The 21,265-nt window shown below is 67.5% G+C and carries 25 protein-coding genes; 16 read left to right on the forward strand and 9 right to left on the reverse strand.

Annotated features, from left to right (window positions below; translation table 11 throughout):
* The first annotated feature begins 121 nt into the window (after positions 1-121).
* From PHQ87_RS04955 to PHQ87_RS04975, 5 genes are all read left to right on the forward strand, one after another.
* The gene (locus tag PHQ87_RS04955; protein WP_300231781.1) at positions 122-850 is read left to right on the forward strand and encodes an endonuclease/exonuclease/phosphatase family protein; all 729 of its coding nucleotides are present in this window, start codon (positions 122-124) and stop codon (positions 848-850) included.
* Between the two features lie 47 nt (positions 851-897).
* Entirely contained in the window at positions 898-2,130 is a 1,233-nt protein-coding gene (gene clsB, locus PHQ87_RS04960) for a cardiolipin synthase ClsB (RefSeq protein WP_300231782.1), read from the forward strand.
* Between the two features lie 71 nt (positions 2,131-2,201).
* Complete coding sequence (folE, locus tag PHQ87_RS04965; RefSeq protein WP_300231783.1) at positions 2,202-2,936, forward strand: GTP cyclohydrolase I; 735 nt, start codon at positions 2,202-2,204, stop codon at positions 2,934-2,936.
* 15 nt (positions 2,937-2,951) lie between these two features.
* Positions 2,952-3,380, forward strand: a complete 429-nt coding sequence (locus PHQ87_RS04970; RefSeq protein ID WP_300231785.1) for a BLUF domain-containing protein — start codon at positions 2,952-2,954, stop codon at positions 3,378-3,380.
* The gene (locus PHQ87_RS04975) at positions 3,377-3,982 is read left to right on the forward strand and encodes a YitT family protein (RefSeq protein WP_300231786.1); all 606 of its coding nucleotides are present in this window, start codon (positions 3,377-3,379) and stop codon (positions 3,980-3,982) included. The genes PHQ87_RS04970 and PHQ87_RS04975 overlap by 4 nt, the downstream gene beginning before the upstream one ends.
* Here PHQ87_RS04975 and moeB read toward each other — a convergent pair.
* From moeB to gpmA, 3 genes are all read right to left on the reverse strand, one after another.
* Positions 3,967-4,731 (reverse strand): molybdopterin-synthase adenylyltransferase MoeB, encoded by a 765-nt coding sequence (gene moeB / locus PHQ87_RS04980; RefSeq protein ID WP_300231787.1) that lies wholly within the window; start codon positions 4,729-4,731, stop codon positions 3,967-3,969. The genes PHQ87_RS04975 and moeB overlap by 16 nt on opposite strands.
* A gap of 39 nt (positions 4,732-4,770) precedes the next feature.
* Positions 4,771-6,261: a S41 family peptidase gene (locus PHQ87_RS04985; protein ID WP_300231789.1), complete on the reverse strand. Its 1,491-nt coding sequence runs from the start codon at positions 6,259-6,261 to the stop codon at positions 4,771-4,773.
* A gap of 124 nt (positions 6,262-6,385) precedes the next feature.
* A complete protein-coding gene (gpmA, locus tag PHQ87_RS04990; RefSeq protein ID WP_300231790.1) occupies positions 6,386-7,135 on the reverse strand; it encodes a 2,3-diphosphoglycerate-dependent phosphoglycerate mutase in 750 nt (249 codons plus the stop codon).
* Between the two features lie 119 nt (positions 7,136-7,254).
* On the opposite strand from gpmA, the gene PHQ87_RS04995 reads away from it, so the two are divergent.
* From PHQ87_RS04995 to PHQ87_RS05010, 4 genes are all read left to right on the forward strand, one after another.
* Positions 7,255-7,665 (forward strand): rhodanese-like domain-containing protein, encoded by a 411-nt coding sequence (locus PHQ87_RS04995; RefSeq protein ID WP_300231791.1) that lies wholly within the window; start codon positions 7,255-7,257, stop codon positions 7,663-7,665.
* A 21-nt stretch (positions 7,666-7,686) separates the two neighbouring features.
* On the forward strand, positions 7,687-7,947 hold the full coding sequence (gene grxC / locus PHQ87_RS05000) for a glutaredoxin 3 (protein ID WP_300231792.1): 261 nt from the start codon (positions 7,687-7,689) through the stop codon (positions 7,945-7,947).
* Positions 7,948-8,058: 111 nt separating this feature from the next.
* Positions 8,059-8,517 carry a protein-export chaperone SecB gene (secB, locus tag PHQ87_RS05005; RefSeq protein WP_300231793.1) on the forward strand — a complete coding sequence of 153 codons (459 nt, stop codon included), beginning with the start codon at positions 8,059-8,061 and terminating at the stop codon, positions 8,515-8,517.
* 10 nt (positions 8,518-8,527) lie between these two features.
* Positions 8,528-9,544, forward strand: coding sequence for an NAD(P)H-dependent glycerol-3-phosphate dehydrogenase (locus tag PHQ87_RS05010; RefSeq protein WP_300231794.1), 1,017 nt, complete (start codon positions 8,528-8,530; stop codon positions 9,542-9,544).
* A gap of 46 nt (positions 9,545-9,590) precedes the next feature.
* Here the strand turns inward: PHQ87_RS05010 and panC are convergent, their stop codons facing one another.
* Together panC and panB are read right to left on the reverse strand one after the other, a co-directional pair.
* Complete coding sequence (gene panC, locus PHQ87_RS05015; protein ID WP_300231795.1) at positions 9,591-10,457, reverse strand: pantoate--beta-alanine ligase; 867 nt, start codon at positions 10,455-10,457, stop codon at positions 9,591-9,593.
* Positions 10,458-10,499: 42 nt separating this feature from the next.
* Complete coding sequence (gene panB, locus PHQ87_RS05020) at positions 10,500-11,387, reverse strand: 3-methyl-2-oxobutanoate hydroxymethyltransferase (protein WP_300231796.1); 888 nt, start codon at positions 11,385-11,387, stop codon at positions 10,500-10,502.
* Between the two features lie 243 nt (positions 11,388-11,630).
* Between panB and nadA the strand changes: the two genes are divergently transcribed.
* Entirely contained in the window at positions 11,631-12,749 is a 1,119-nt protein-coding gene (nadA, locus tag PHQ87_RS05025) for a quinolinate synthase NadA (RefSeq protein ID WP_300231797.1), read from the forward strand.
* 184 nt (positions 12,750-12,933) lie between these two features.
* On the opposite strand, the gene rpoZ is transcribed toward nadA, so the two are convergent.
* The 3 genes from rpoZ to PHQ87_RS05040 are packed head-to-tail and all read right to left on the reverse strand — an operon-like array spanning position 12,934 to position 14,752.
* Positions 12,934-13,137: a DNA-directed RNA polymerase subunit omega gene (gene rpoZ, locus PHQ87_RS05030; protein WP_300231798.1), complete on the reverse strand. Its 204-nt coding sequence runs from the start codon at positions 13,135-13,137 to the stop codon at positions 12,934-12,936.
* Between the two features lie 32 nt (positions 13,138-13,169).
* The gene (gmk, locus tag PHQ87_RS05035) at positions 13,170-13,790 is read right to left on the reverse strand and encodes a guanylate kinase (protein WP_300231799.1); all 621 of its coding nucleotides are present in this window, start codon (positions 13,788-13,790) and stop codon (positions 13,170-13,172) included.
* A 56-nt stretch (positions 13,791-13,846) separates the two neighbouring features.
* A complete protein-coding gene (locus PHQ87_RS05040) occupies positions 13,847-14,752 on the reverse strand; it encodes a YicC/YloC family endoribonuclease (RefSeq protein WP_300231800.1) in 906 nt (301 codons plus the stop codon).
* A gap of 76 nt (positions 14,753-14,828) precedes the next feature.
* Between PHQ87_RS05040 and PHQ87_RS05045 the strand changes: the two genes are divergently transcribed.
* The 6 genes from PHQ87_RS05045 to PHQ87_RS05070 all read left to right on the forward strand — a co-directional run bounded on the left by PHQ87_RS05045 (position 14,829) and on the right by PHQ87_RS05070 (position 19,649).
* Positions 14,829-15,833: a serine/threonine-protein kinase gene (locus PHQ87_RS05045; RefSeq protein WP_300231801.1), complete on the forward strand. Its 1,005-nt coding sequence runs from the start codon at positions 14,829-14,831 to the stop codon at positions 15,831-15,833.
* Positions 15,830-16,738 (forward strand): protein phosphatase 2C domain-containing protein, encoded by a 909-nt coding sequence (locus PHQ87_RS05050; RefSeq protein WP_300231803.1) that lies wholly within the window; start codon positions 15,830-15,832, stop codon positions 16,736-16,738. Before PHQ87_RS05045 ends, PHQ87_RS05050 begins: the two co-directional genes overlap by 4 nt.
* A gap of 10 nt (positions 16,739-16,748) precedes the next feature.
* Positions 16,749-17,477, forward strand: a complete 729-nt coding sequence (gene rph / locus PHQ87_RS05055) for a ribonuclease PH (RefSeq protein ID WP_300231805.1) — start codon at positions 16,749-16,751, stop codon at positions 17,475-17,477.
* 2 nt (positions 17,478-17,479) lie between these two features.
* Positions 17,480-18,082, forward strand: a complete 603-nt coding sequence (gene rdgB, locus PHQ87_RS05060) for an RdgB/HAM1 family non-canonical purine NTP pyrophosphatase (protein WP_300231815.1) — start codon at positions 17,480-17,482, stop codon at positions 18,080-18,082.
* The gene (gene hemW / locus PHQ87_RS05065) at positions 18,079-19,284 is read left to right on the forward strand and encodes a radical SAM family heme chaperone HemW (protein WP_300231807.1); all 1,206 of its coding nucleotides are present in this window, start codon (positions 18,079-18,081) and stop codon (positions 19,282-19,284) included. The genes rdgB and hemW overlap by 4 nt, the downstream gene beginning before the upstream one ends.
* Before the next feature lie 77 nt (positions 19,285-19,361).
* Positions 19,362-19,649, forward strand: a complete 288-nt coding sequence (locus tag PHQ87_RS05070; RefSeq protein ID WP_366524436.1) for a hypothetical protein — start codon at positions 19,362-19,364, stop codon at positions 19,647-19,649.
* A 108-nt stretch (positions 19,650-19,757) separates the two neighbouring features.
* Here PHQ87_RS05070 and PHQ87_RS05075 read toward each other — a convergent pair whose 3' ends face one another.
* On the reverse strand, positions 19,758-21,167 hold the full coding sequence (locus PHQ87_RS05075) for a DUF2130 domain-containing protein (protein WP_300231809.1): 1,410 nt from the start codon (positions 21,165-21,167) through the stop codon (positions 19,758-19,760).
* Between the last annotated feature and the right edge of the window lie 98 nt (positions 21,168-21,265).

Raw genomic sequence — 21,265 nt, forward strand, 5'->3', positions numbered from 1 at the left:
CGGCATATGCATGGCATGCGTGGCGTGAGGCAGCCGACCGCTGCTACTCGCCCTCGAATGCCGAGGCCATCCTGATGCTGCCTCGTTTCATGGCTGGCACATCTCGTGCGATGATAAAAACATGAGCACATTGCGTGTGGCGACTTACAACATCCACAAAGGGGTGCAGGGTCTGGGCCCGACGCGCCGGCTGGAGATCCACAACCTGGTGCACGCGGTGGAGCAGTTCGATGCCGACATCGTCTGCCTGCAGGAGGTGCGCAGCCACCACCGCAAGCTGGAGCGGCACTTCCCCCGCTGGCCCGAGCTGGGGCAGGCCGACTTCCTCTCGCCCGAAGGGTATGAGGCGGTGTACATGACCAACGCCTACACCCGCCACGGCGAGCACGGCAACGCGTTGCTGTCACGCTGGCCGGTGCTGGGCAGCGGGCATGCCGATGTGTCCGACCACCGCTTCGAGCAGCGCGGGCTGTTGCATGTCCAACTGCTGGTCGAGGAACAGGTGGTTCATGTGGTGGTGGTGCACCTGGGGCTGATCCATGCCAGCCGCGAGCGCCAGGTGATGCGCCTGGGGGCTTTCATCGATCGCGAGGTGCCCGAGCACGAACCCTTGATCGTCGCCGGCGACTTCAACGACTGGGGGGCCCAGTTGCTGCGACCCATGGCGGAGCTCGGTCTGCATACCTTCGACAGCCTGCGCTTGCCCACGTTTCCGGCCCGCCTGCCCCTGTTGCACCTGGATCGCATCTTCGTGCGCGGCCTGACGCCGCTGGGGGCCCACGTGCCGCATGGGCGCGTCTGGACGCGCATGTCCGACCATCTGCCGCTGATCGCGGAATTCGGCTTGTGACGGACGGGCTGAACGGGCTCGGCGCATGGGGAGGTGTTCCGGGCCGTTTGCGCCCGGGCCACGGGCTGGTGCTGCTGCAAGGCGGCCAGGCGTTCTTTCCGGCGCTGGTCGCGGCGATGGACGCCGCGCGCCAGGTCGTCCATCTGGAAACCTACATATTCCAGTTCTCGGGGGCCGCGCTGGCGGTGGCCGAGGCACTGGAGCGTGCCGCCCGGCGCGGCGTGCATGTGCGGCTGGTCATCGATGGCGTCGGCTCCCCCCATGTGCCCGCCGAGTGGCGGCGGCGCTTTGTGGCGGCCGGGGTGCACTGGCGCCACTATGCGCCGCTGGGCCGGCTGGGCCTGCTGATTCCGAGCCGCTGGCGGCGCCTGCACCGCAAGCTGTGCGTGGTCGATGGGGTGATCGGCTTTTGCGGCGGGATCAACATCATCGATGACCAGGACGATGTCGTGCTGGGGCATCTGGCGGTGCCGCGGCTGGATTTCTCGCTGCAGGTCAGCGGGCCGATCGTGCGCGAGATGGCGTCCACGATGGAGCAGTTGTGGTGGCGCTTGCAGGCGGTGCGCAAGGCGCGCCAGCGCGAGTTCGTGGCCGCCTGGGAGGCCTTGCGGGTGAGCCTGCCCGTGGGGGACTTCTCGGGCCTGGCCGACATGCCCGGCGATGCCAGCACGCCGCCGGGAGCCAGACCGCCCGTGGCGGTCGATGGCGCCAGTGCCGCGTTGCTGTTGCGCGACAACATCAGCCACCGGGGCGATATCGAGCGGGCCTACCTGAAGGCCATTGGCGAGGCACGCCACGAGATCGTCATCGCCAATGCCTACTTCATCCCGGGCCGCCGGCTGCGCCGGGCGCTGATCATGGCTGCGGCGCGTGGCGTGCGCGTGCGGCTGTTGCTGCAGGGCCGGTACGAGCATTTCCTGCAGTACCACGCGGCACGGCCGGTGTATGCCCGGCTGGTGCGGGCCGGCATCGAAATCCTGGAGTACGTACCCAGCGCGCTGCACGCCAAGGTGGCGGTGATCGACCGGCGCTGGGCCACGGTCGGCTCGACCAACCTCGACCCGTTGTCGCTCCTGCTGGCGCGCGAGGCCAATGTCATGACGACCGACCGGCGTTTCGCGGAGCGCCTGCACGACTGTCTCGACGACATCCTGACGCATTCGGGCCGGCTGATCGACGCCGCCAGCCTGGCATCACGCCCCTGGCGCCAGCGCGTGCTCGACCGTCTGGCCTTCGGCATCATGCGTGCGGTGCTGTTCGTCACCGGCCACCGCTACTGAGCGGCCAGCGCCGGCGGTTCGCGCAATTGCCGTAGACGCCCGCCGGGGCGGGCATGGTGTTAGCATGCCCCATGCTCATGAAATCCGACACCGACATGACCCAAGCCGACTCAGCCGCTGCGGATGAAGGCGTGCCCGTTTCCGTCAGAATCCGGGAGCGGCTCAAGGCCGCGCGCCAGCGCTTCCACTCCAACGACAACATCGCCGACTTCATTGAACCGGGCGAACTGGAACAGCTGCTCGACGAAGTCACGGAGAAGATGCAGGGCGTGCTCGACAGCATGGTCATCGACACCGCGAACGACCACAACACCGACAACACTGCCCGGCGCGTGGCCAAGATGTACCTCAAGGAGGTGTTTGCCGGCCGCTACGTCCAGGGACCGGCCGTCACCGAGTTCCCCAATGCCGAGCACCTGAACGAGCTGATGATCGTCGGCCCGATCACCGTGCGCAGCGCCTGCTCGCACCACTTCTGCCCGGTCATCGGCAAACTCTGGATCGGCATCATGCCCAACGAGCACACCAACGTCATCGGGCTGTCCAAGTACGCGCGCCTGGCCGAGTGGATCATGGGCCGGCCCCAGATCCAGGAGGAGGCCGTGATCCAGCTGGCCGACCTGATCCAGGAGAAGACCCAGCCCGATGGTCTGGCCATCGTCATGGAGGCCAGCCACTATTGCATGGCATGGCGCGGCGTGAAGGACATGGACAGCAAGATGATCAACTCGGTCATGCGTGGCGTGTTCCTCAAGGATTCCACGCTGCGCCGCGAATTCCTCTCGCTGCTCCCCCGTCAATCCTGATTGCCCCACACCACCATGCTGGTTCGTCTGCTCTACGTCAGTCGCGCGGTCGACAAGGACTGCAACAAGGCGGCCATTGAATCCATTTTGGAGGCCTCGCGCGCCCACAACCTGCACAACGGCATCACCGGTGTGCTGTGCTACGGAGGCGGCATCTTCCTGCAGGCCATCGAAGGCGGGCGCAGCGCGGTCAACAACCTGTACAACCACATCGTCACCGATGCGCGCCATGCCGATGTGGTGCTGCTGCATTACGAAGAGATTTCCGAGCGGCGCTTTGGTGGCTGGACGATGGGCCAGGTCAACCTGGCCAAGCTCAACACCTCGGTCGTGCTCAAGTACTCCGAGCGGCCCGAGTTCGATCCCTACAGTGTGTCGGGCAAGGTGTCGCTGGCGCTGCTCGAGGAGCTGATGGCCACCGCCAGCATCATCGGCCGGGCGTGACGACCCGAGCCCAAGGTCACCGGCCGCACGAGGACGTGCAGGCCTTGCTCACCGGGTGCCTGTTCGTGGCCCTGGGCGTGGTGCTGTTCCGGCAGGCGGGCCTGTTTGCCGGCGGGACGGCGGGGCTGGCCTTTTTGCTGCACTATGCGACGGGCTGGAGTTTCGGCTTGCTGTTCTTTTTGATCAACCTGCCGTTCTACTGGCTGGCCTGGCGGCGACTGGGCCTGGCCTTCACGCTCAAGACCTTTGCGGCGGTGGCCCTGCTGGCGGTGTTTGCCGAGGTGCTGCCGCACTGGATCGGTATCGAGCGCCTGGACACCGGCTTCGCCGCCGTGGCCGGGGGCTTGCTGATCGGGGCGGGCATGCTGATGCTGTTTCGCCACAAGGCCAGTCTGGGGGGCTTCAACGTGCTGGTGCTGTGGCTGCAGGAGCGCTTCGGATGGCGTGCCGGCCACGTCCAGATGGCGATGGACTGCGCCATCGTGCTGCTGGCCCTGCTGACGATGGGCGGTGCGCAGGTGCTGTGGTCGGTGGTGGGCGCCGTGGTGCTGAACCTGACCCTCGCCGTCAACCACCGGCCGGGCCGCTACATGGCCGTGTGATCCCGGCGGCCGCAGACCGGGCACTGGGCCTGGCGGGGCAGGGTGATGGTGTGGAAGTTCAGGTCGCGGGCGTCGATCATGGTCAGCCGGCCCACCTGGCGCGAACCCAGGCCGGCCAGCAGCTTGAGCGCCTCGGCCGCCTGCAGCGTGCCCACGATGCCCACCAGGGGCGCGAACACGCCCATGGTGGCACACAGCGCCTCCTCCACGGCCGAGTCGGGCGGGAAGAGGCAGGCGTAGCAGGGTGAATCGGGCTGGCGGGTGTCGAACACGCTCAGCTGGCCGTCCATGCGGATGGCCGCGCCGCAGACCAGCGGGCGGGCGTGGCGCACGCAGGCGCGGTTGATGCGCTGGCGCGTGGCGAAGTTGTCGGTGCAATCGAGCACCACGTCGGCGGTGGGTACCAGATGGTCGAGCAGGGCGTCATCCGCCCGCGCCACCAGCGGGGTGACCTGCGGGTCGGGGTTGATGGCGGCGATGGCCTCGCGCACCGATTGCGCCTTGGGCTGGCCGACGCGGGCCAGATTGTGGGCGATCTGGCGTTGCAGGTTGGTGACGTCCACCGCGTCGTCGTCGACGATGGTGATGCGGCCGACACCGGCGCTGCCCAGGTACAGCGCGACCGGAGAGCCCAGTCCGCCGGCGCCGATGATCAGGGCGTGCGAGGCCAGCAGCCTGTGCTGGCCTTCGACCCCCAATTCGTCGAGCAGGATGTGGCGCGAGTAGCGCAGCAGCTGGGTGTCGTCCATGGGCGGCATCCGGGCACGCCAGGGGCATGCCCGGCCACGTCACTCCTGATCGGCGTCCTCGGACCTCTCGGGGCGGGCCGTCAGCGTCTTGCTGACCACCACGGGCTGGCCCTTGAGGTGGTTCAGGGCCTGCTGGAGCTGGAAGTCCTTGTCGCTGCCGAGCTCGGGCACCAGGCGCTGGTTGGGGTTCTTGCGCAGCTCTTCCTCGAGCTTCTTGCGGGCTTCCTCGCGCTCCTGCTCACGCTGCTTCTCGGCCTCGCGTTCGGCGTCGCTGATCGTGCCGTTCGCGTTGCCGTTGCCCAGGTGCTTCTGCAGGTCCGCCTCGCGGGTGCGCAGGGCGGCGAACACATTGCCCTCGGCCGTCTCGTCGACCATGATGTCGGGCACGATGCCGCGTGCCTGGATCGAGGTGCCGCTGGGCGTGTAGTAGCGCGCCGTGGTGAGCTTGATGCCGGTGTCCGGTCCGAGCGGGCGCACGGTCTGCACCGAGCCCTTGCCGAAGGTCTGGCTGCCGATCAGCGTGGCGCGCTTGTGGTCCTGCAGGGCGCCGGCCACGATCTCGCTGGCCGAGGCCGAGCCTTCGTTGACCAGCACCACCAGGGGGATGCGCTTGAGGGCGCCGCCGGTGGCCTGGGTCAGGCGCTGGATCGGATCGGAACCACCGCGGCGCAGGTAGTGCTGTGACACGGTCTTGTAGGTGGCCTGGCTTTCCGGCAACTGGCCGTTGGTCGAGACCACGGTGACGTTCTCGGGCAGGAAGGCCGCCGAGATGGCCACTGCCGCGTCCAGCAGGCCGCCGGGGTCGTTGCGCAGGTCCAGCACCAGGCCCCTGAGGTTGGGTTCGGCCTTGTAGATCTCTTCCACCTTGCGTGCGAAATCCTCGACCGTGCGCTCCTGGAACTGCGACAGGCGAACCCAGGCGTAGCCAGGCTCGACCACCCGGGTCTTGACGCTCTGGGTCTTGATTTCCTCGCGGATGATCGTCACCGGGAAGGTGCGGTTTTCGTTCTTGCGGAAGACGGTCAGCACGACCTTGGTACGGGGTTCGCCGCGCATGCGCTTGACGGCGTCGTTGATGGTCAAGCCCTTGACCATGGTGTCGTCGATCTTGGTGATGAGGTCGCCCGGCATGAGGCCGGCGCGGTAGGCCGGGGTGTCCTCGATCGGCGACACCACCTTGACCAGACCGTCTTCCATGGTGATCTCGATGCCGACACCGACGAAACGGCCGCTGGTGCCCTCGCGGAATTCCTTGAAGGCCTTTTTGTCGAAATACTGGGAATGCGGGTCCAGGCTGGAGACCATGCCGGAGATGGCGTCGGAGATCAGCTTTTTCTCGTCCACCGGCTCGACGTAGTCGGTCTTGATCATGCCGAACACCTGGGCCAGTTGCTGCAGCTCTTCGAGCGGCAGCGGTGCCAGCGAGCCCCGTGCCACGGCCTGCAGTTGCACCGTGGTGAGTGCACCGGTGACCGCGCCCACGGCGATCCAGCCTGCGATGCGCAGTTTCTGACTGACTTGCTTACCCATCCGTGATCCCCATCAAACTAGTGCCGGCCATGCCTGCGCGGGCCCTCAGCGGGCCAATATACACCTTGGATGTCGGCCCCGGGGATCGGTTCCGCAATCCCCGGGATGGTGTCAGCCGGCGGCCTCAGCCCTGCTTGCTGCCTTGCGCGGCCACGGCGGCCGCGGCACGGGCGGCGGCTTCGGCATCGCCCAGGTAGTAGTGGCGGATCGGCTTGAGGTCGTCATCCAGTTCATAGACGAGCGGGATGCCGTTGGGGATGTTCAGGCCGACGATGTCGGCGTCGGAGATGCCGTCCAGGTACTTGACCAGGGCGCGGATCGAGTTGCCGTGGGCGGCCACCACCACGCGCCGGCCGCTGCGGATGGCCGGGGCCAGGGCCTCGTTCCAGAACGGGATGACGCGGGCGACGGTGTCCTTGAGGCACTCGGTCAGGGGCACGTCGGCCGGATCGAGCTTCTCGTAGCGGCGGTCGGCGCGCTCGCTGCGCGGATCGGTGGGCTCCAGGGCCGGCGGCGGGGTGTCGTAGCTGCGGCGCCAGACCAGCACCTGCTCGTCACCGTACTGCTTGGCCATGTCGGCCTTGTTCAGGCCCTGCAGGGCGCCGTAGTGGCGCTCGTTCAGGCGCCAGCTCTTGACCACCGGCAGCCAGGTGCGGTCCATGGCGTCGAGCACGTGCCACAGGGTGTGGATGGCACGCTTGAGCACGCTGGTGTAGGCCACGTCGAAATCGTAGCCCTCGGCCTTGAGCAACTGGCCGGCCGACAGCGCCTGCGACACGCCGGTGGGCGTCAGATCGACGTCGGTCCAGCCCGTGAAGCGGTTTTCGAGGTTCCAGGTGGATTCGCCGTGGCGGATCAGGACAAGTTTGTGCATGAGGAATATCCGGTCGGTGAAGCCGGGTTTCGGAGCCCGGACGGGGTTGTCGCGGGCGCCTTGCCCACGGCATAACCCATCATTCTAAAATCCCCAGCTCTACAACCAAGGTGATCTTCGTGAGCTTCTTCCTCGAAAACTGGACTCTGTTTGCCGTGGCCATCGCGTCGGGCGCCATGTTGCTGTGGCCGGCCGCCAAGGGCGGCGCCCTCGGCGGCCTGACCCCGACCGACGCAGTGCAGCTGATGAACCGCGACAAGGCGGTGGTGATCGACGTGTGCACCGCGGACGAATTCGCGGCCGGCCACATCAAGGGTGCCAAGCACGTGCCGCTGGAGGAACTGGAGTCGCGCCTGCCCACGGTGGTCAAGAACAAGGCGGTGCCGCTGATCCTGGTCTGCGCCTCCGGCAGGCGCTCGGGCCGTGCCGTGGCCCTGGCTCGCAAGCTCGGCTACGAGCAGGCGCAATCCCTGAGCGGCGGCATGGGTGCCTGGCGCTCGGCCAGCCTGCCGGTCGAAAAAGCGGGATGATGCTGGCCTGAAAGGAACGCCATGGCTGCCCAGGTCAAGATCTACTCCAGCGATTACTGTCCCTACTGCATGCGTGCCAAGGCCCTGCTGCAGGCACGCGGGGTCACCGATTACGAGGAAATCGTGGTCGATGGCCGCCCCGATGTACGTGCCACCATGACCGAGATCACCGGCCGCACCAGCGTGCCCCAGATCTTCATCGGAGACCGGCACGTCGGCGGGTGCGACGATCTGCACGCGCTGGACGCGCGTGGTGCGCTGGCACCGCTGCTGGCGGCCTGAGGCCACCCGGTCGGGTGCAGTGCCCGCTTGCTGAGATAATCGCCGGTGGTGCCCGCTGCGGGAACATCTTCCCCAGCGGCTTTTCTTTGTGATATCCACCGAAAGTCATCCATGGCCGATCAAGATCCCGTCTTCCAGATCCAGCGCGTCTACATGAAGGAGGCCTCGCTGGAGCAGCCCAATTCGCCCGCCATCCTGCTCGAGCAAGAGCAGCCGACGGTGGACATCCAGTTGGGCGTGGAGGCGCAACAGGCGGCCGACGGTGTCTACGAGGTGGCCGTGACCGCCACGGTCCAGACCAAGATCCAGGACAAGACCGTGTTCCTGGTCGAGGTCAAGCAGGCCGGCATCTTCGAAATCCGCCACCTGCCCGAGGACCAGATGGGCCCGATCATGGGCATCGCCTGCCCGCAGATTGTCTATCCCTACCTGCGCGGCAACGTGGCCGACCTGATCCAGCGCGCCGGCTTCCCGCCCGTGCACCTGGCCGAAATCAACTTCCAGGCCATGTACGAGCAGCAGCAGGCCCAGCAGGCCGCTGCGGTCAACGGTTCGAACACCGCCCAGTAAGCGCCGGCCCATGCGGATCGTGGTTCTCGGCGCGGGCGCCTGGGGCACGGCCGTGGCCGTCAGTGCGGCCCGGCATGCCGGGCATGCGGTGGCCCTGTGGGCCCGCGACCCGTCCCAGACACAAGCCATGCAGGCGCAGCGCGAGAACGCGCGCTACCTGCCGGGCATCCCGTTGCCGCCGGCGTTGACCGTGACCGGTGGCGAAGCCACGTTCGACGCGGCCGTGGCCGGTGCCGACCTGGTTGTCATCGGCGCGCCCATGGCCGCCTTGCGGGGCATGCTGATGCGCCTGCGGCAGCAGGCCGCGCCGGTGGCCTGGCTGTGCAAGGGCTTCGAGCTGCCCCAGGCGGGTGGCCCGGGCTGGGGTCTGATGGCGCACGAGGTCCAGGCCGATGCGGCGCCGGGCCTGCAGGCGGGCGTGCTCAGCGGACCCAGCTTCGCGCAGGAGGTGGCGCGCGGACAGCCGACCGCGCTGGTGGCGGCCAGCCACCATGCGGCGGTCAGAGATGCCCTGGTGGCGGCCTTTCACAGCAGCAGTCTGCGCGTCTATGCCAACGAGGACATCGTCGGTGTGGAGGTCGGTGGCGCCGTCAAGAACGTGCTGGCCATCGCGACCGGCCTGTGCGACGGGCTGGCGCTGGGCCTCAATGCCCGCGCGGCCCTCATCACCCGTGGCCTGGCCGAGATGACCCGGCTGGGTATCGCGCTGGGCGCGCGACCCGATACCTTCATGGGCCTGTCGGGGCTGGGCGACCTGGTGCTGACGGCCACCGGCGACCTCTCGCGCAACCGGCGTGTGGGCCAGTTGCTGGCGCAGGGCCTGTCCCTGCAGCAGGCGGTCGATTCACTGGGGCACGTGGCCGAAGGGGTCTACAGCGCCCGCACGGTGGTGCAGCGCGCCCGGGCGCTGGGGGTGGAGATGCCCATCAGCGAAGGCGTGGTGGCCCTGCTGGAGGGCCACCTGAGGCCCGCCGAGGCCGTGAGCGCCCTGATGGAGCGCGATCCCAAGCAGGAAGGCGGCTTCTGAGCCTGGCCCCGGCGGCGACCCTGACGGGCGCCGTGTGCGGCCGGCTTCAGATCTCGAAATTGTCGATCAGGCGCGTCTTGCCCAGACGCGCGGCGCCCAGCACCACCAGCGACTGCGGTGCGACGGCGTCGGCGGCCGTGGGCGGCTGCAGGTCCAGGCGGCGACGCACCGTCATGTAGTCAGGGGCCCAGCCGCGCGCCCTCAGGGCGTCCATCGCGCGCTGTTCCAGTCCGGCGCGGTGCTCGGGCAGGGCACCGCCGGCGGCCAGCGCGTCGCGCGCCAGATCGCGCAGCGTCAGCGACAGTTGTACCGCCTCGGCGCGTTCGGTCTCGCTCAGGTAGCCGTTGCGCGAGCTCAGTGCCAGGCCGTCGGCGGCACGCCGGGTCTCCTCGCCCACGATGGTGACGGGCATCGCGAACTGCTCCACCATGCGGCGGATGATCATCTGCTGCTGGTAGTCCTTCTTGCCGAAGACGGCGTAGCCTTGTGCCGTGCTGCGGGCGAAGACGCACTGGAACAGCTTCATGACCACGGTGCACACGCCGGTGAAGAAGCCGGGCCGGAAGTGCCCTTCGAGGATGTCGGCCAGTTCGGCCGGCGGCTGCACCTTGAAGACCTGGGGTTCGGGGTAGAGGTCCTTTTCGGCCGGCGCGAAGACGATGTCGCAGCCGACCTCGGCCAGCTTGGCGCAGTCGGCCTCCAGCGTACGCGGGTACGTGTCGAAGTCCTCGTGCGGTGCGAACTGCAGCCGGTTGACGAAGATGCTGGCCACGGTCACGTCGCCCAGCGGGCGGGCGGTGCGCACAAGGTTCAGATGCCCTTCGTGCAGGTTGCCCATGGTGGGCACGAAGGCGGGCGAGGCGTGGGACGCCAGCGCGGCGCGCAGGTCATCGATCGTGTGGACGAGTTTCATGGGGATTCGGGGTTCGGGAAGCGGCAGGCAGTGGGGCCACGGTCACCAGGCGTGCAGGCTGTCGTCGGGGAAGGTGCCATTCTTGACGGCCTGAACGTAGGCCTGCATGGCCTCGCGCACGCTGCCGGCGCCTTCCATGAAATTGCGCACGAACCTGGGATTCTTGCCCAGGTTGATGCCCAGCATGTCGTGCATGACCAGCACCTGGCCGGCCGTGCCCTTGCCGGCCCCGATGCCGATGGTGTGGCAGATCTGCAGTGCCTGCGTGATTGCGGCCGAGAGGGCGGCCGGGACCATCTCCAGCACCAGCATCGACGCACCCGCGTCCTGCAGTTCCAGGGCCTGGCGGCGCAACTGTTCGGCCGCGTCGTCACCACGGCCCTGCACGCGGTAGCCGCCGAGCGAGTGCACCGTCTGCGGTGTCAGGCCCAGGTGGGCGCATACCGGGATGCCGCGATCGACCAGGAAGCGCACAGTCTCGGTCGTCCAGCCGCCACCCTCGAGCTTGACCATGTGGGCGCCGGCGCGCAGCAGCTCGGTGGCGCTGCGCAGGGCCTGTTCCTTCGATTCGTGGTAGCTGCCGAAGGGCAGGTCGCCGATGACCCAGGCCGTGCCCTGCACGCGGTGCAGGCCGCGGACCACGCTTTCGGTGTGGTAGCGCATGGTTTCCAGGGTGACGCCGGTGGTGCTCGGCAGGCCCTGGCAGACCATGCCCAGCGAGTCGCCGATCAGGATGCACTCCACGCCGGCGGCGTCGGCGACGGCGGCGAAGGTGGCATCGTAGGCCGTGAGCATGGTGATTTTTTCGCCGCGCTCGCGCATCTCGGCCAGGCGTGGCAGGCTGACCGGCTTGCGCTGCGGCAGCGGTGAAGCCGATGGCAGCGTGCCGTAAGGGGTTGCCGGGGAGGAGGGGGTGGTGGTCGTGTTCATGGGTATCGCGCCCGTATCGCGTGCAGAAAGGCCGGAATGGGGCGCACTATAGACCATGTGGGTATGGTCCAGGCGTTATGCTCGGGGTCCATGAAACACCTGCCTGATTTTGATGAAACCACCCTGGCCGGGCGAGCCCTTGCACAAGCCGGCGCTGGCCGCCCATGCATGGGGAGCCGGACCCCGGGGGGCATGGCCGCGGGTGTCGTCATGCGATCTGAAGCGCTCTGACCGGGAACCACCATGAACACCGCCACAGTCACCAGTGACCGCGTCATCGACGTCGAGTATGAACAGCCCGCCTGCCCGACCCGGCATGCCTGGGCACGGGTGCCGGTCGAGCCCACGCCGTCGCAGCGTGCCGAACTCAAGGACCGGATCCGGCGCCTGCTCAAGGAGCGCAACGCGGTGATGGTGTCGCACTACTATGTGCACCCCGACCTGCAGGACCTGGCCGTGGAAACGGGCGGCATCGTCAGTGATTCGCTGGAGATGGCCCGCTTCGGGCGCGACCATCCGGCCACCACGCTGGTGGTCTCGGGGGTGCGCTTCATGGGCGAGACGGCCAAGATCCTCTCGCCCGAGAAGACCGTCCTGATGCCCGACCTGGACGCCAACTGCTCGCTGGACCTGGGCTGCCCGATCGACGCCTTCGGCGCCTTCTGCGACGCGCACCCCGACCGCACGGTGGTGGTCTACGCCAACACCAGTGCGGCCGTGAAGGCGCGTGCCGACTGGCTGGTCACATCCAGTTGCGCGCTGGACATCGTGCGTGCGCTCAAGGACAAGGGCCACAAGATCCTGTGGGCACCCGACAAGCACCTGGGTGGCTACATCCAGCGTGAAACGGGTGCCGACATGCTGATGTGGAATGGCTCGTGCATCGTGCACGACGAGTTCAAGGCCCTTGAGCTGGAGGCACTCAAGAAGGACCATCCCGGGGCCAAGGTGCTGGTGCACCCGGAGAGCCCGGCCGAGGTGGTGGCCCTGGCCGACGCCGTCGGCTCGACCTCGGCCATTCTCAAGGCCGCGCGCGAGATGGATGCGTCCGAGTTCATCGTCGCCACCGACAAGGGGATGATGCACATGCTGCGCCAGCAGAACCCGGGCAAGGTGTTCATCGAGGCACCGACGGCGGGCAACAGCGCCACCTGCAAGAGCTGCGCCCATTGCCCCTGGATGGCGATGAACGGCCTGGCCGGCGTGGCCAGCGTGCTGGAAACGGGTCTGAACCAGATCCATGTGGACGCGGCCCTGATCGACCGCGCCCGGGTGCCGATCGACCGCATGCTGGCCTTTACCGCGGCGCACAAGGCCGGCTGGGACGCCGGCGCCCTGGTGCCCGATATCGGCGCGGCCTGAGGGTACTCCCCCCTGCGCCGCCAGCGCGCCCGGTGCCGCCGCCAGCGCCGGCGGCTCTTCGGGCACGTCCCAGCCTGCGCTGGCAGGCTTGGAGCCGCGGCCCTCTTTTGCTGCGTGACGGACTGACAAAAAAACCCGCCGAAGTGGCGGGTTTTCTTTGATCAGAAGCTTGCCGCTGCTGCGCTCAGGTCGGCACCTTCTTGAGCATCTCGAGGCCGACCTTGCCGGCAGCGATTTCGCGCAGCGCCGTGACGGCGGGCTTGTTCTTGCTTTCGATCTTCGGGGCATGGCCCTGGCTGAGCATGCGGGCACGGTAGGTGGCGGCCAGCACCAACTGGAAGCGGTTGGGGATTTGCTCCAGGCAATCTTCGACGGTGATGCGTGCCATAGGGACCTCGGGCGGGAAAAGTGGTGATTCGGTCAGCGGATGCCGAGCGCGGTGAACGTATCGTTGCGGGCGATACGCTGGGCGGCGTACTTCAGACGCTGCGCATGCACAATGGCCTTGAGATCGAACAAGGCGCGCTCGAATAACTCGTTGATTATAACGAAATCGAACTCCCGCGCATGGTTCATCTCCTGCGCCGCGTTCTTCAGCCGCAGTTCGATGGTGTCGGCGCTGTCCTCGTTGCGGCGTTCCAGGCGCGAGCGCAATTCTTCCCAACTGGGGGGCAGGATGAATACCAGCACCGCGTTGGGGAAGATGCGCTTGACCTGGATGGCGCCCTGGAAATCGATCTCCAGCACCACGTCGGCGCCTTGCTGCATGCGCTGCTCGATGGCCTGCTTGGACGTGCCATAGCGGTTGCTGTGCACGTTGGCCCATTCGAGAAACGCACCCTGGGCGACCATCTGGTCAAAGGTTTCGTTGCTGACGAAATAGTATTCGCGGCCGTGCACCTCTTGCCCGCGCGGGCGGCGGGTGGTGTGTGACACCGACGGCACGACCCGCTTGTCCAGTTCCATGAGCGCCCTGACCAGGCTGGATTTGCCGGCCCCGCTCGGGGCCGCGACGACGAACAGGTTGCCGGGGTATTCCATCGGCCGATTTTAGCGAAACGCGGCCGACGGTCTGGCCGGATGGCGGCCCGCCGGCCTCACTCGAGGTTTTGCACCTGCTCGCGCATCTGTTCGATCAGCACCTTCATGTCGACCGAAATGCGGGTGAGCTCGAGGCTGGACGACTTGGATCCGAGGGTGTTGGCTTCGCGGTGCAGCTCCTGGATGAGGAAGTCCAGCCGCTTGCCGGTTTCGCCGCCCCGGCCGAGCAGGCGCTCGATTTCGTCCAGATGGGATTCGAGGCGGGTGAGCTCCTCGGCCACGTCGATGCGGATGGCATAGGCGGTGGCTTCGGTCAGGGCACGCTCCTGCGCGGCCGCGCTGCCGCTCGTGGTGCTGGCGGCACCCAGGGCTTCGTTCCAGCGGTCGAGGAAGCGCTGGCGCTGCTGCTCGACCAGGAGCGGGACCAGGGGCTGGGCGTCCCGGGCCAGTTGCCGCAACTGGCGCAGGCGGTCGATCAGCATCTCGACCAGGCGGGCACCTTCGCGGGCACGGGCATCGAGCAGGGCCTCGACCGTGCGCTCGCCCAGCGCCACCAGGGTGTCCTGCCATTGGCCGGGCTGGGCCGTCTGGCGAGCGGTGAGTTGCAGGATTTCGGCCACCGACAGCGGTGCCGCCTTGGGGCACCAGGCCTGGATACCTTCCTGCAGGGCGGACAGCCGCTGCAACTCGTGCGGACTGGGTGCCCGGGTGGTGCTGTCGTGGCGGCCCTCCACCCAGGCGCGCACCTCGACCTTGCCCCGCTTGAGCCTGGCCGTCAGCAACTCGCGCAGGGCCGGTTCGGCGCCACGCAACTCGTCGGCCAGCTTGAAACTCAGGTCCAGGAAGCGGCTGTTGACCGATCGGATTTCGAGACCCAGACCGGTGCGGGCCGGCTCATCGGCGCCGCCGGTCCCGTTGCCACTTTGGGCCGTGGCGTAGCCGGTCATGCTGTAAACTGGCATTGGACATAGAGGGCCGCTATCGGGCCTTTCGGATTGAATGGCCCCAAACGAGGCGTCACGGACTGCTCAGCGCATTATGTCAAAGGTCAAACCCGCCCCCCTGCCCCCCGACACCGTCATTGGCGGCTACCGCATCGTCAGGAGGCTGGCGGCCGGGGGCTTCGGGGTGGTGTACCTGGCCGTGGACACCGAGGGCCAGCAGGTGGCCATCAAGGAATACCTGCCTTCGTCGCTGGCCACGCGACTGCCGGGCGAGCTGCTGCCGCAGGTGCAGCCCGAAAAGCTCTCGCTGTACCGGCTGGGGCTCAAGAGCTTCTTCGAGGAAGGGCGTGCGCTGGCGCAGATTTCGCACCAGTCGGTGGTCAGCGTGCTCAATTTCTTCCGCGAGAACGAAACCGTCTACATGGTGATGAATTACCTGGAAGGGGCGTCCCTGCAGGAGTTCATCATCACCGCGCGCGAACTCAAGAAGCAGAAGGTGTTCCGCGAGTCGACCATCCGCTCGCTGTACGACGAGGTGCTGCGCGGCCTGCGCATCGTGCACCAGCACAAGATGCTGCACCTGGACATCAAGCCGGCCAACATCTTCATCACCGACGACAACCGTGCCGTGCTGATCGACTTCGGCGCCGCGCGCGAGGTGCTGAGCAAGGAAGGCAACTTCATCCGTCCGATGTACACGCCCGGCTTCGCGGCGCCCGAGATGTACCGGCGCGACTCCAGCATGGGGCCATGGACCGACATCTACGCGATTGGCGCCTGCATCTACGCCAGCATGCAGGGGTACCCGCCCAACGACGCGCCCCAGCGGCTGGAAAAAGACCGTCTGTCGCTGGCGCTCTCCCGTTTGCGCGGTGTGTATTCCGACAACCTGATCGAAGTGGTCGAATGGTGCATGTCGCTCGATCCGCTCTCGCGCCCGCAGTCGGTGTTTGCCTTGCAGAAGGAACTCAACCGCGAGGTCGAACGCAGCTACACCAAGCTGACGGTGGCCGAGAAAATGCGCCTGCAGTTCGACAACCTGGTCGCCGACAAGGCCAAATCCGGGCGCAAGACCGGTGCGGGGACCAGGCCTCGATGAAGTTTTCGGTCTACCAGATCAGCCGCCAGGGCGGCCGTGAGCGCAACGAGGACCGCATGGGCTATGCCTACACGCGCGAGTCCGGGCTGCTGGTGCTGGCCGACGGCATGGGCGGCCACCCCGACGGTGCCATGGCGGCGCAACTGGCCCTGCAGACGGTGTCGGCCTACTTCCAGAAGGCGGCATCGCCCGCCGTGCGCCAGGTGCCCGAGTTCCTGAGCAGCGCGCTGATGGCGGCGCATCACCAGATCATCCGCTACGCCGCCGAGAAGGGCATGCTGGACACGCCGCGCACCACGCTGGTGGCGGCCGTGATGGAGCGCAACCACCTGCACTGGATCCACTGTGGGGATTCGCGCCTGTACGTGGTGCGCAACGGCGAGCTGCTGACCCGCACGCGCGACCATTCCTACATTGAGCAGCAGGCGAACCTGGGCCGCTCCACCGAACACATCAACCGCAACATCCTGTTCACCTGCCTGGGTTCGCCGGCCAAGCCGGTGTTCGACATCTCGGGGCCGCTGCAACTGGTGCAGGGCGACCGGGTGCTGCTGTGCTCCGATGGGCTTTGGGGGACCGTGCGGGACCACGAGATTGCCTACGAGCTGTCCCGGCGCACGCTCGACCAGGCGGTGCCGGAACTGGTCGAGATGGCCCTGCGGCGCGGCGGCGTACGTTGCGACAATGTGACCGTGGTGGCCATGGAGTGGGAGACGCCCGAGGAGTTCCAGGCCTCACGGGTGTCCACCGACGATATTGAAGACGGCGTTTTTGCCTCCACCATCCAGTCTGGCGTACCCGATCCCACCATCGAGGACCTGGACGACGAGGCGATCGAGCGCTCGATCGCCGAAATCAACGAGGCGATCCGGCGCACGGCCGAGCGCCGTTCTGCTTCTTCCTGAAGGTATTGTGATGAGTCAATTGCAGCGGCCCGATCAGCGGGCCCATGATGCTTTGCGCCCGGTGCGCATCACCCGCGGCTACACCATGCACGCCGAAGGCTCGGTGCTGATCGAGTTCGGCAACACCAAGGTCCTGTGCACCGCGTCGGTCGAGGAAAAGGTGCCGCCGCACAAGAAAGGCAGCGGCGAAGGCTGGGTGACGGCCGAGTACGGCATGCTGCCGCGCGCCACCCATACCCGCAGCAGCCGCGAGGCGGCCAAGGGCAAGCAGACCGGTCGCACGCAGGAGATCCAGCGCCTGATCGGACGCTCGCTGCGCGCCGTGTTCGACCTCAGGGCACTGGGCGAGCGCACCATTTCGCTCGATTGCGACGTGCTGCAGGCCGATGGCGGCACGCGCACGGCCAGCATCACGGGCGCCTTCGTGGCTGCGCACGATGCGGTGAGCCGCCTGCTGGCCGAGGGCAAGATCGCCACCTCGCCGATCAAGGGCCATGTGGCGGCCGTGTCGGTGGGCATCCTCGATGGCGTGCCCCTGCTCGATCTGGCGTACGAGGAAGACTCGACCTGTGACACCGACATGAACGTGGTGATGACCGGTGCCGGCCACTACGTCGAGGTGCAGGGCACCGCCGAGGGCGTGGCCTTCACCCGCCAGGAGATGGACGCTTTGCTGGTGCTGGCCGAGAAGGGCATTGCCGAGCTGGTGGCCTTGCAGAAGGCGGCGCTGGAGGCATGACGATGAAGCTGGTGCTGGCGTCCAACAACCGCGGCAAGCTGGCCGAACTGCAGGACCTGTTCGCGCCCCTGGGCGTGGAGCTGGTGCGGCAGGCGGACCTCGGCATCCCCGAGGCGCCCGAGCCGCACCGCACCTTCGTCGAGAACGCGCTGGCCAAGGCGCGCCACGCCGCGCACGAAAGCGGGCTGCCGGCGCTGGCCGACGACGCCGGCCTGTGCGTGGAGGCGTTCGGCGGGCAGCCGGGCGTGGACACGGCCTATTACTGCACGCGCTTCGGCTACGAGAAGAGCGACGCCAACAACGTGCGCGCCCTGCTCGAGCAACTGGCGGGCGTGGCAGACCGGCGCGCCGCCATGGTGAGCACGCTGGTGGCGGTGCGCGGCGCCGACGATCCGGAGCCGCTGGTGGCCTCGGGCCGCGTGGCCGGGCTGATCATGCAGGAGCCGGTGGGCGACGGCGGCTTCGGCTTCGATCCGGTGATGTTCCTGCCCGAGTTCGGCAAGACCTTCGCCCAGTTGCCGACCGACGTGAAGAACGCCCACAGCCACCGCGGGCGGGCGGCGCGGCAGATGCTGGCGCTGATGCGCGAGCGGTGGTTCTCGTGACCGACGCGCTGCGGCACTGGACGCGCCCCGGCACCCTGCAGTTGCAGGAGTTGCCGCCGCTGTCGCTGTACATCCACCTGCCCTGGTGCCTGAAGAAGTGCCCCTACTGCGATTTCAACTCGCACGAATGGGGCGCGACCGCGGCGCCGGGCGCCGCGATGCCCGAGCTGGACTATGTGGCGGCGGTGGTGGCCGACCTGGAGTCGGCGCTGCCGCTGATCTGGGGCCGGACGGTGCAGACGGTGTTCATCGGCGGCGGTACGCCCAGCCTGTTCTCGCCCGACGCCATCGACCGGTTGCTGTCGGACGTGCGCTCGCGCCTGCGCCTGGCGCCGGGTGCGGAGGTGACGCTGGAGGCCAACCCGGGCACTTTCGAGAAGGACCGCTTCCGGGCCTTCCGCGAGGCGGGCGTGACGCGGCTGTCGATCGGCGTGCAGAGCTTCCACGACGGGCACCTGAGGGCGCTGGGCCGCGTGCACGACCGCGCGCAGGCACTGGCGGCGGTGGCGGAGGCGGCGCAGGCCTTCGAGACCTTCAACCTCGACATCATGTACGCGCTGCCGGGGCAGACGCTGGCACAGTGCGAGGAGGACATCCGCACGGCGCTGTCGTTCGCGCCGCCGCACATCTCGATCTACCACCTGACGATCGAGCCGAACACGGTGTTCGCCAAGTTTCCGCCGGCGGTGCCGGAGGACGACGAGGCCTATGCCATGCTGGACCGCATCACCGAGCTGACGGCGGACGCGGGGCTGGCGCGTTACGAGGTCTCGGCCTATGCCCGGGCCGGCCACCGCTGCCAGCACAACCTCAACTACTGGCAGTTCGGCGACTACCTGGGCATCGGGGCGGGCGCGCACAGCAAGCTCAGCTTCGCGCATCGCGTGCTGCGCCAGGTGCGCGCGCGCGAGCCGCGCCTGTACATGGAGCGCGCGCGGGCCGGTGACGCGGTGGTGCAGTCGGACGAGGTGGCGCGCCGCGACCTGCCGTTCGAGTACACGCTCAACGCCCTGCGCCTGCGCGAGGGCTTTGCCATGCGGGAGATGCTGGAGCGCACGGGGCTGCCGGCGTCGGCCTTCCGCGCTGGCATCGATGCCGGGGTGGCCAGGGGCTGGCTGGTGGAGGAGGCCGGCTGGGTGCGACCCACCGAGCGCGGCTTCGATTTCCTGAGCGACCTGCAGACGCTGTTCCTGCCCGACTGAGGGATGCCGCGGGCATCGCGGCGCGGGCGCTTGTGGCAGACTGTGCCCACCGTTTGTTTCTGGTGTGGAGTCTGCCCATGAAGATGTTGACCGCCTTCCGCGTGGCCGCCGTGGCCCTGACCGTCTTTGCCGCCCAGGCGCATGCGCAGGACACCAGCACCTGCCAGGCGGCCGCCGCCGGGAAAAAGCTGGCCGGTGCCGCCAGGACCTCGTTCCTGAACAAGTGCGAGCGTGACGCCGCCGCCGCGTGCGACCTGGCTGCCGCCGAGAAGAAGCTGGCGGGCGCCGCCAAGACCAGCTTCACCAGGAAGTGCGTGCGCGATGCTGTGGGCGAGGCCCCGGCCGCGGCCGACAAGAAGCCGTGACGATGGCCATGTGCGCATCGAGCCAGGCCCGCTGACGGCAGCCGGCCGGCCGGCCGCGCCGCCGAGCAGGACTTGGCGTGAAGCAGGGGCTGAGGGTGGCGGGGGCCTTCAGTCTTCCGCCGCGGGGCCGGCTTGCCTGAGTTCTGCAAACTTGGCCGCCATGGTCGGGTTGCCCCGGGTCAGCTTCTTGATGGTCACGTCCTGGGCCTTGTCATTGGCCAGGCGCAGGTTGCGATCGGCGCCCAGCAGGGCATCCTTGGTTTTCTGCAGGTGGTCGATGGACTTGTCGATCTCCGCAATCGCCTTCTGGAAATGGCCTGAGGCCAGGTCGTAGTTGCGCGCGAAGGCGCTCTTGAAGCTCTCCAGCCGGCTCTCGAAGTGGGTGATGTCGATGTTCTGGGCCTTGACCAGGGCCAGTTCCGCCTTGTACCTGACGGTGTTCATCGCCGCGTTGCGCAGCAGCGTGATGATGGGAATGAAAAACTGCGGCCGCACCACATACATCTTCGGGTAGCGGTGGAACACGTCGACGATGCCGGTGTTGTAGAGCTCGCTGTCGGGTTCCAGCAGGGAGACCAGCACCGCGTACTCGCAGCCCTTTTCCGTGCGGTCCTTGTCCAGCTCTTTCAGGAAGTCCTCGTTGCGCTTGCGGGTCGCCGTCGCATCGCTCTCGTTCTTCATCTCGAACATGATGGAGACGATCTCGGTGCCCGACTCATCGGTGTCGCGGAAGATGTAGTCGCCCTTGCTGCCCGTGCGGGCGTCGTTGTCTTTCTCGAAGTAGGCCCGGGGAAAGGCGGTGGCGCGGATGCGGTTGAACTCGGTCTCGCAGTGCTGCTCCAGCGTTTCGCCCACCATCTTGGTGGACAGGCGCGCCTTCATGTCGCGCAGGCGTTCGATGGCGTCGTCGCGGTCCTTGAGCTGCACTTCGTAGCGTTCCTTGAGGGATTGCTCGGCCAGTTGCTTTTCCAGGCGGGCCTGGGCCAGGCTGGCCTGCAGTTCGTCGCGCTGCTTTTCGACGGAGGCCAGGGCCTCGGTGATGGCCAGCTTCTGTGACAGCGCCACCTCGGCCAGTCGGGCCTTCAGGTCCTGGATCTCGCTGTCCTTGCTGGCAGCGGTTTTCTGCAAGTCGGCCAGGCGTTGCGCCTCGGCCAGTTGCCGGACCGCCTGGGTTTCCTGCCGGGCCTTGTCCAGTTCGCTGGCCAGGGCATCTCTTTGCTTCTCGACCTCGCTGAGGGCCTGTGCCACGGCCAACTGGCGGGCCACTTCGCCGGCCTCCAACTGGGCCTTGAGCCTCTGGACTTCCGCCTCGCGTTCGGCGCTCTGTTTCTGCCACGCCGCGCTCAACTGGGCACGTGCCAGTTCGATGGCGGCCTGTTTTTCGCGCTCGGCCAGCTCCAGCCGTTCATGCAGTTGGTGCTCGAAGTCGCTGTCGCGTACCTGCTGGAGGATGTCGGCGTAGCCCGCTTCATCGATCTTGAAAGCCTTGCCGCAGTGCGGGCAGATGATGTCGTTCATGGTTGCAACCCTTCGGGTACATAGGGTAGCAAATGCGCGGCAACCTGCGTCAAGCCGGCCGTTGCCGGTGGCCGGCACGTTGGCAGCCACGGCGTGTT

Origin of the sequence: Hydrogenophaga sp. (assembly GCF_028698005.1) — a bacterium.
Taxonomy (GTDB): Bacteria; Pseudomonadota; Gammaproteobacteria; order Burkholderiales; family Burkholderiaceae_C; genus Hydrogenophaga.

What these genes read in the sequence shown, in the direction of transcription:
- PHQ87_RS04955 (WP_300231781.1), top strand. Translation starts at nt 122, where the DNA reads ATGAGCACATTGCGTGTGGCGACTTACAACATCCACAAAGGGGTGCAG.
- folE (WP_300231783.1), top strand. Translation starts at nt 2,202, where the DNA reads ATGCTCATGAAATCCGACACCGACATGACCCAAGCCGACTCAGCCGCT.
- PHQ87_RS04970 (WP_300231785.1), top strand. Translation starts at nt 2,952, where the DNA reads ATGCTGGTTCGTCTGCTCTACGTCAGTCGCGCGGTCGACAAGGACTGC.
- moeB (WP_300231787.1), bottom strand. Translation starts at nt 4,731, where the DNA reads ATGGACGACACCCAGCTGCTGCGCTACTCGCGCCACATCCTGCTCGAC.
- PHQ87_RS04985 (WP_300231789.1), bottom strand. Translation starts at nt 6,261, where the DNA reads ATGGGTAAGCAAGTCAGTCAGAAACTGCGCATCGCAGGCTGGATCGCC.
- gpmA (WP_300231790.1), bottom strand. Translation starts at nt 7,135, where the DNA reads ATGCACAAACTTGTCCTGATCCGCCACGGCGAATCCACCTGGAACCTC.
- grxC (WP_300231792.1), top strand. Translation starts at nt 7,687, where the DNA reads ATGGCTGCCCAGGTCAAGATCTACTCCAGCGATTACTGTCCCTACTGC.
- secB (WP_300231793.1), top strand. Translation starts at nt 8,059, where the DNA reads ATGGCCGATCAAGATCCCGTCTTCCAGATCCAGCGCGTCTACATGAAG.
- PHQ87_RS05010 (WP_300231794.1), top strand. Translation starts at nt 8,528, where the DNA reads ATGCGGATCGTGGTTCTCGGCGCGGGCGCCTGGGGCACGGCCGTGGCC.
- panC (WP_300231795.1), bottom strand. Translation starts at nt 10,457, where the DNA reads ATGAAACTCGTCCACACGATCGATGACCTGCGCGCCGCGCTGGCGTCC.
- panB (WP_300231796.1), bottom strand. Translation starts at nt 11,387, where the DNA reads ATGAACACGACCACCACCCCCTCCTCCCCGGCAACCCCTTACGGCACG.
- nadA (WP_300231797.1), top strand. Translation starts at nt 11,631, where the DNA reads ATGAACACCGCCACAGTCACCAGTGACCGCGTCATCGACGTCGAGTAT.
- rpoZ (WP_300231798.1), bottom strand. Translation starts at nt 13,137, where the DNA reads ATGGCACGCATCACCGTCGAAGATTGCCTGGAGCAAATCCCCAACCGC.
- gmk (WP_300231799.1), bottom strand. Translation starts at nt 13,790, where the DNA reads ATGGAATACCCCGGCAACCTGTTCGTCGTCGCGGCCCCGAGCGGGGCC.
- PHQ87_RS05040 (WP_300231800.1), bottom strand. Translation starts at nt 14,752, where the DNA reads ATGCCAGTTTACAGCATGACCGGCTACGCCACGGCCCAAAGTGGCAAC.
- PHQ87_RS05045 (WP_300231801.1), top strand. Translation starts at nt 14,829, where the DNA reads ATGTCAAAGGTCAAACCCGCCCCCCTGCCCCCCGACACCGTCATTGGC.
- PHQ87_RS05050 (WP_300231803.1), top strand. Translation starts at nt 15,830, where the DNA reads ATGAAGTTTTCGGTCTACCAGATCAGCCGCCAGGGCGGCCGTGAGCGC.
- rph (WP_300231805.1), top strand. Translation starts at nt 16,749, where the DNA reads ATGAGTCAATTGCAGCGGCCCGATCAGCGGGCCCATGATGCTTTGCGC.
- rdgB (WP_300231815.1), top strand. Translation starts at nt 17,480, where the DNA reads ATGAAGCTGGTGCTGGCGTCCAACAACCGCGGCAAGCTGGCCGAACTG.
- PHQ87_RS05070 (WP_366524436.1), top strand. Translation starts at nt 19,362, where the DNA reads ATGAAGATGTTGACCGCCTTCCGCGTGGCCGCCGTGGCCCTGACCGTC.
- PHQ87_RS05075 (WP_300231809.1), bottom strand. Translation starts at nt 21,167, where the DNA reads ATGAACGACATCATCTGCCCGCACTGCGGCAAGGCTTTCAAGATCGAT.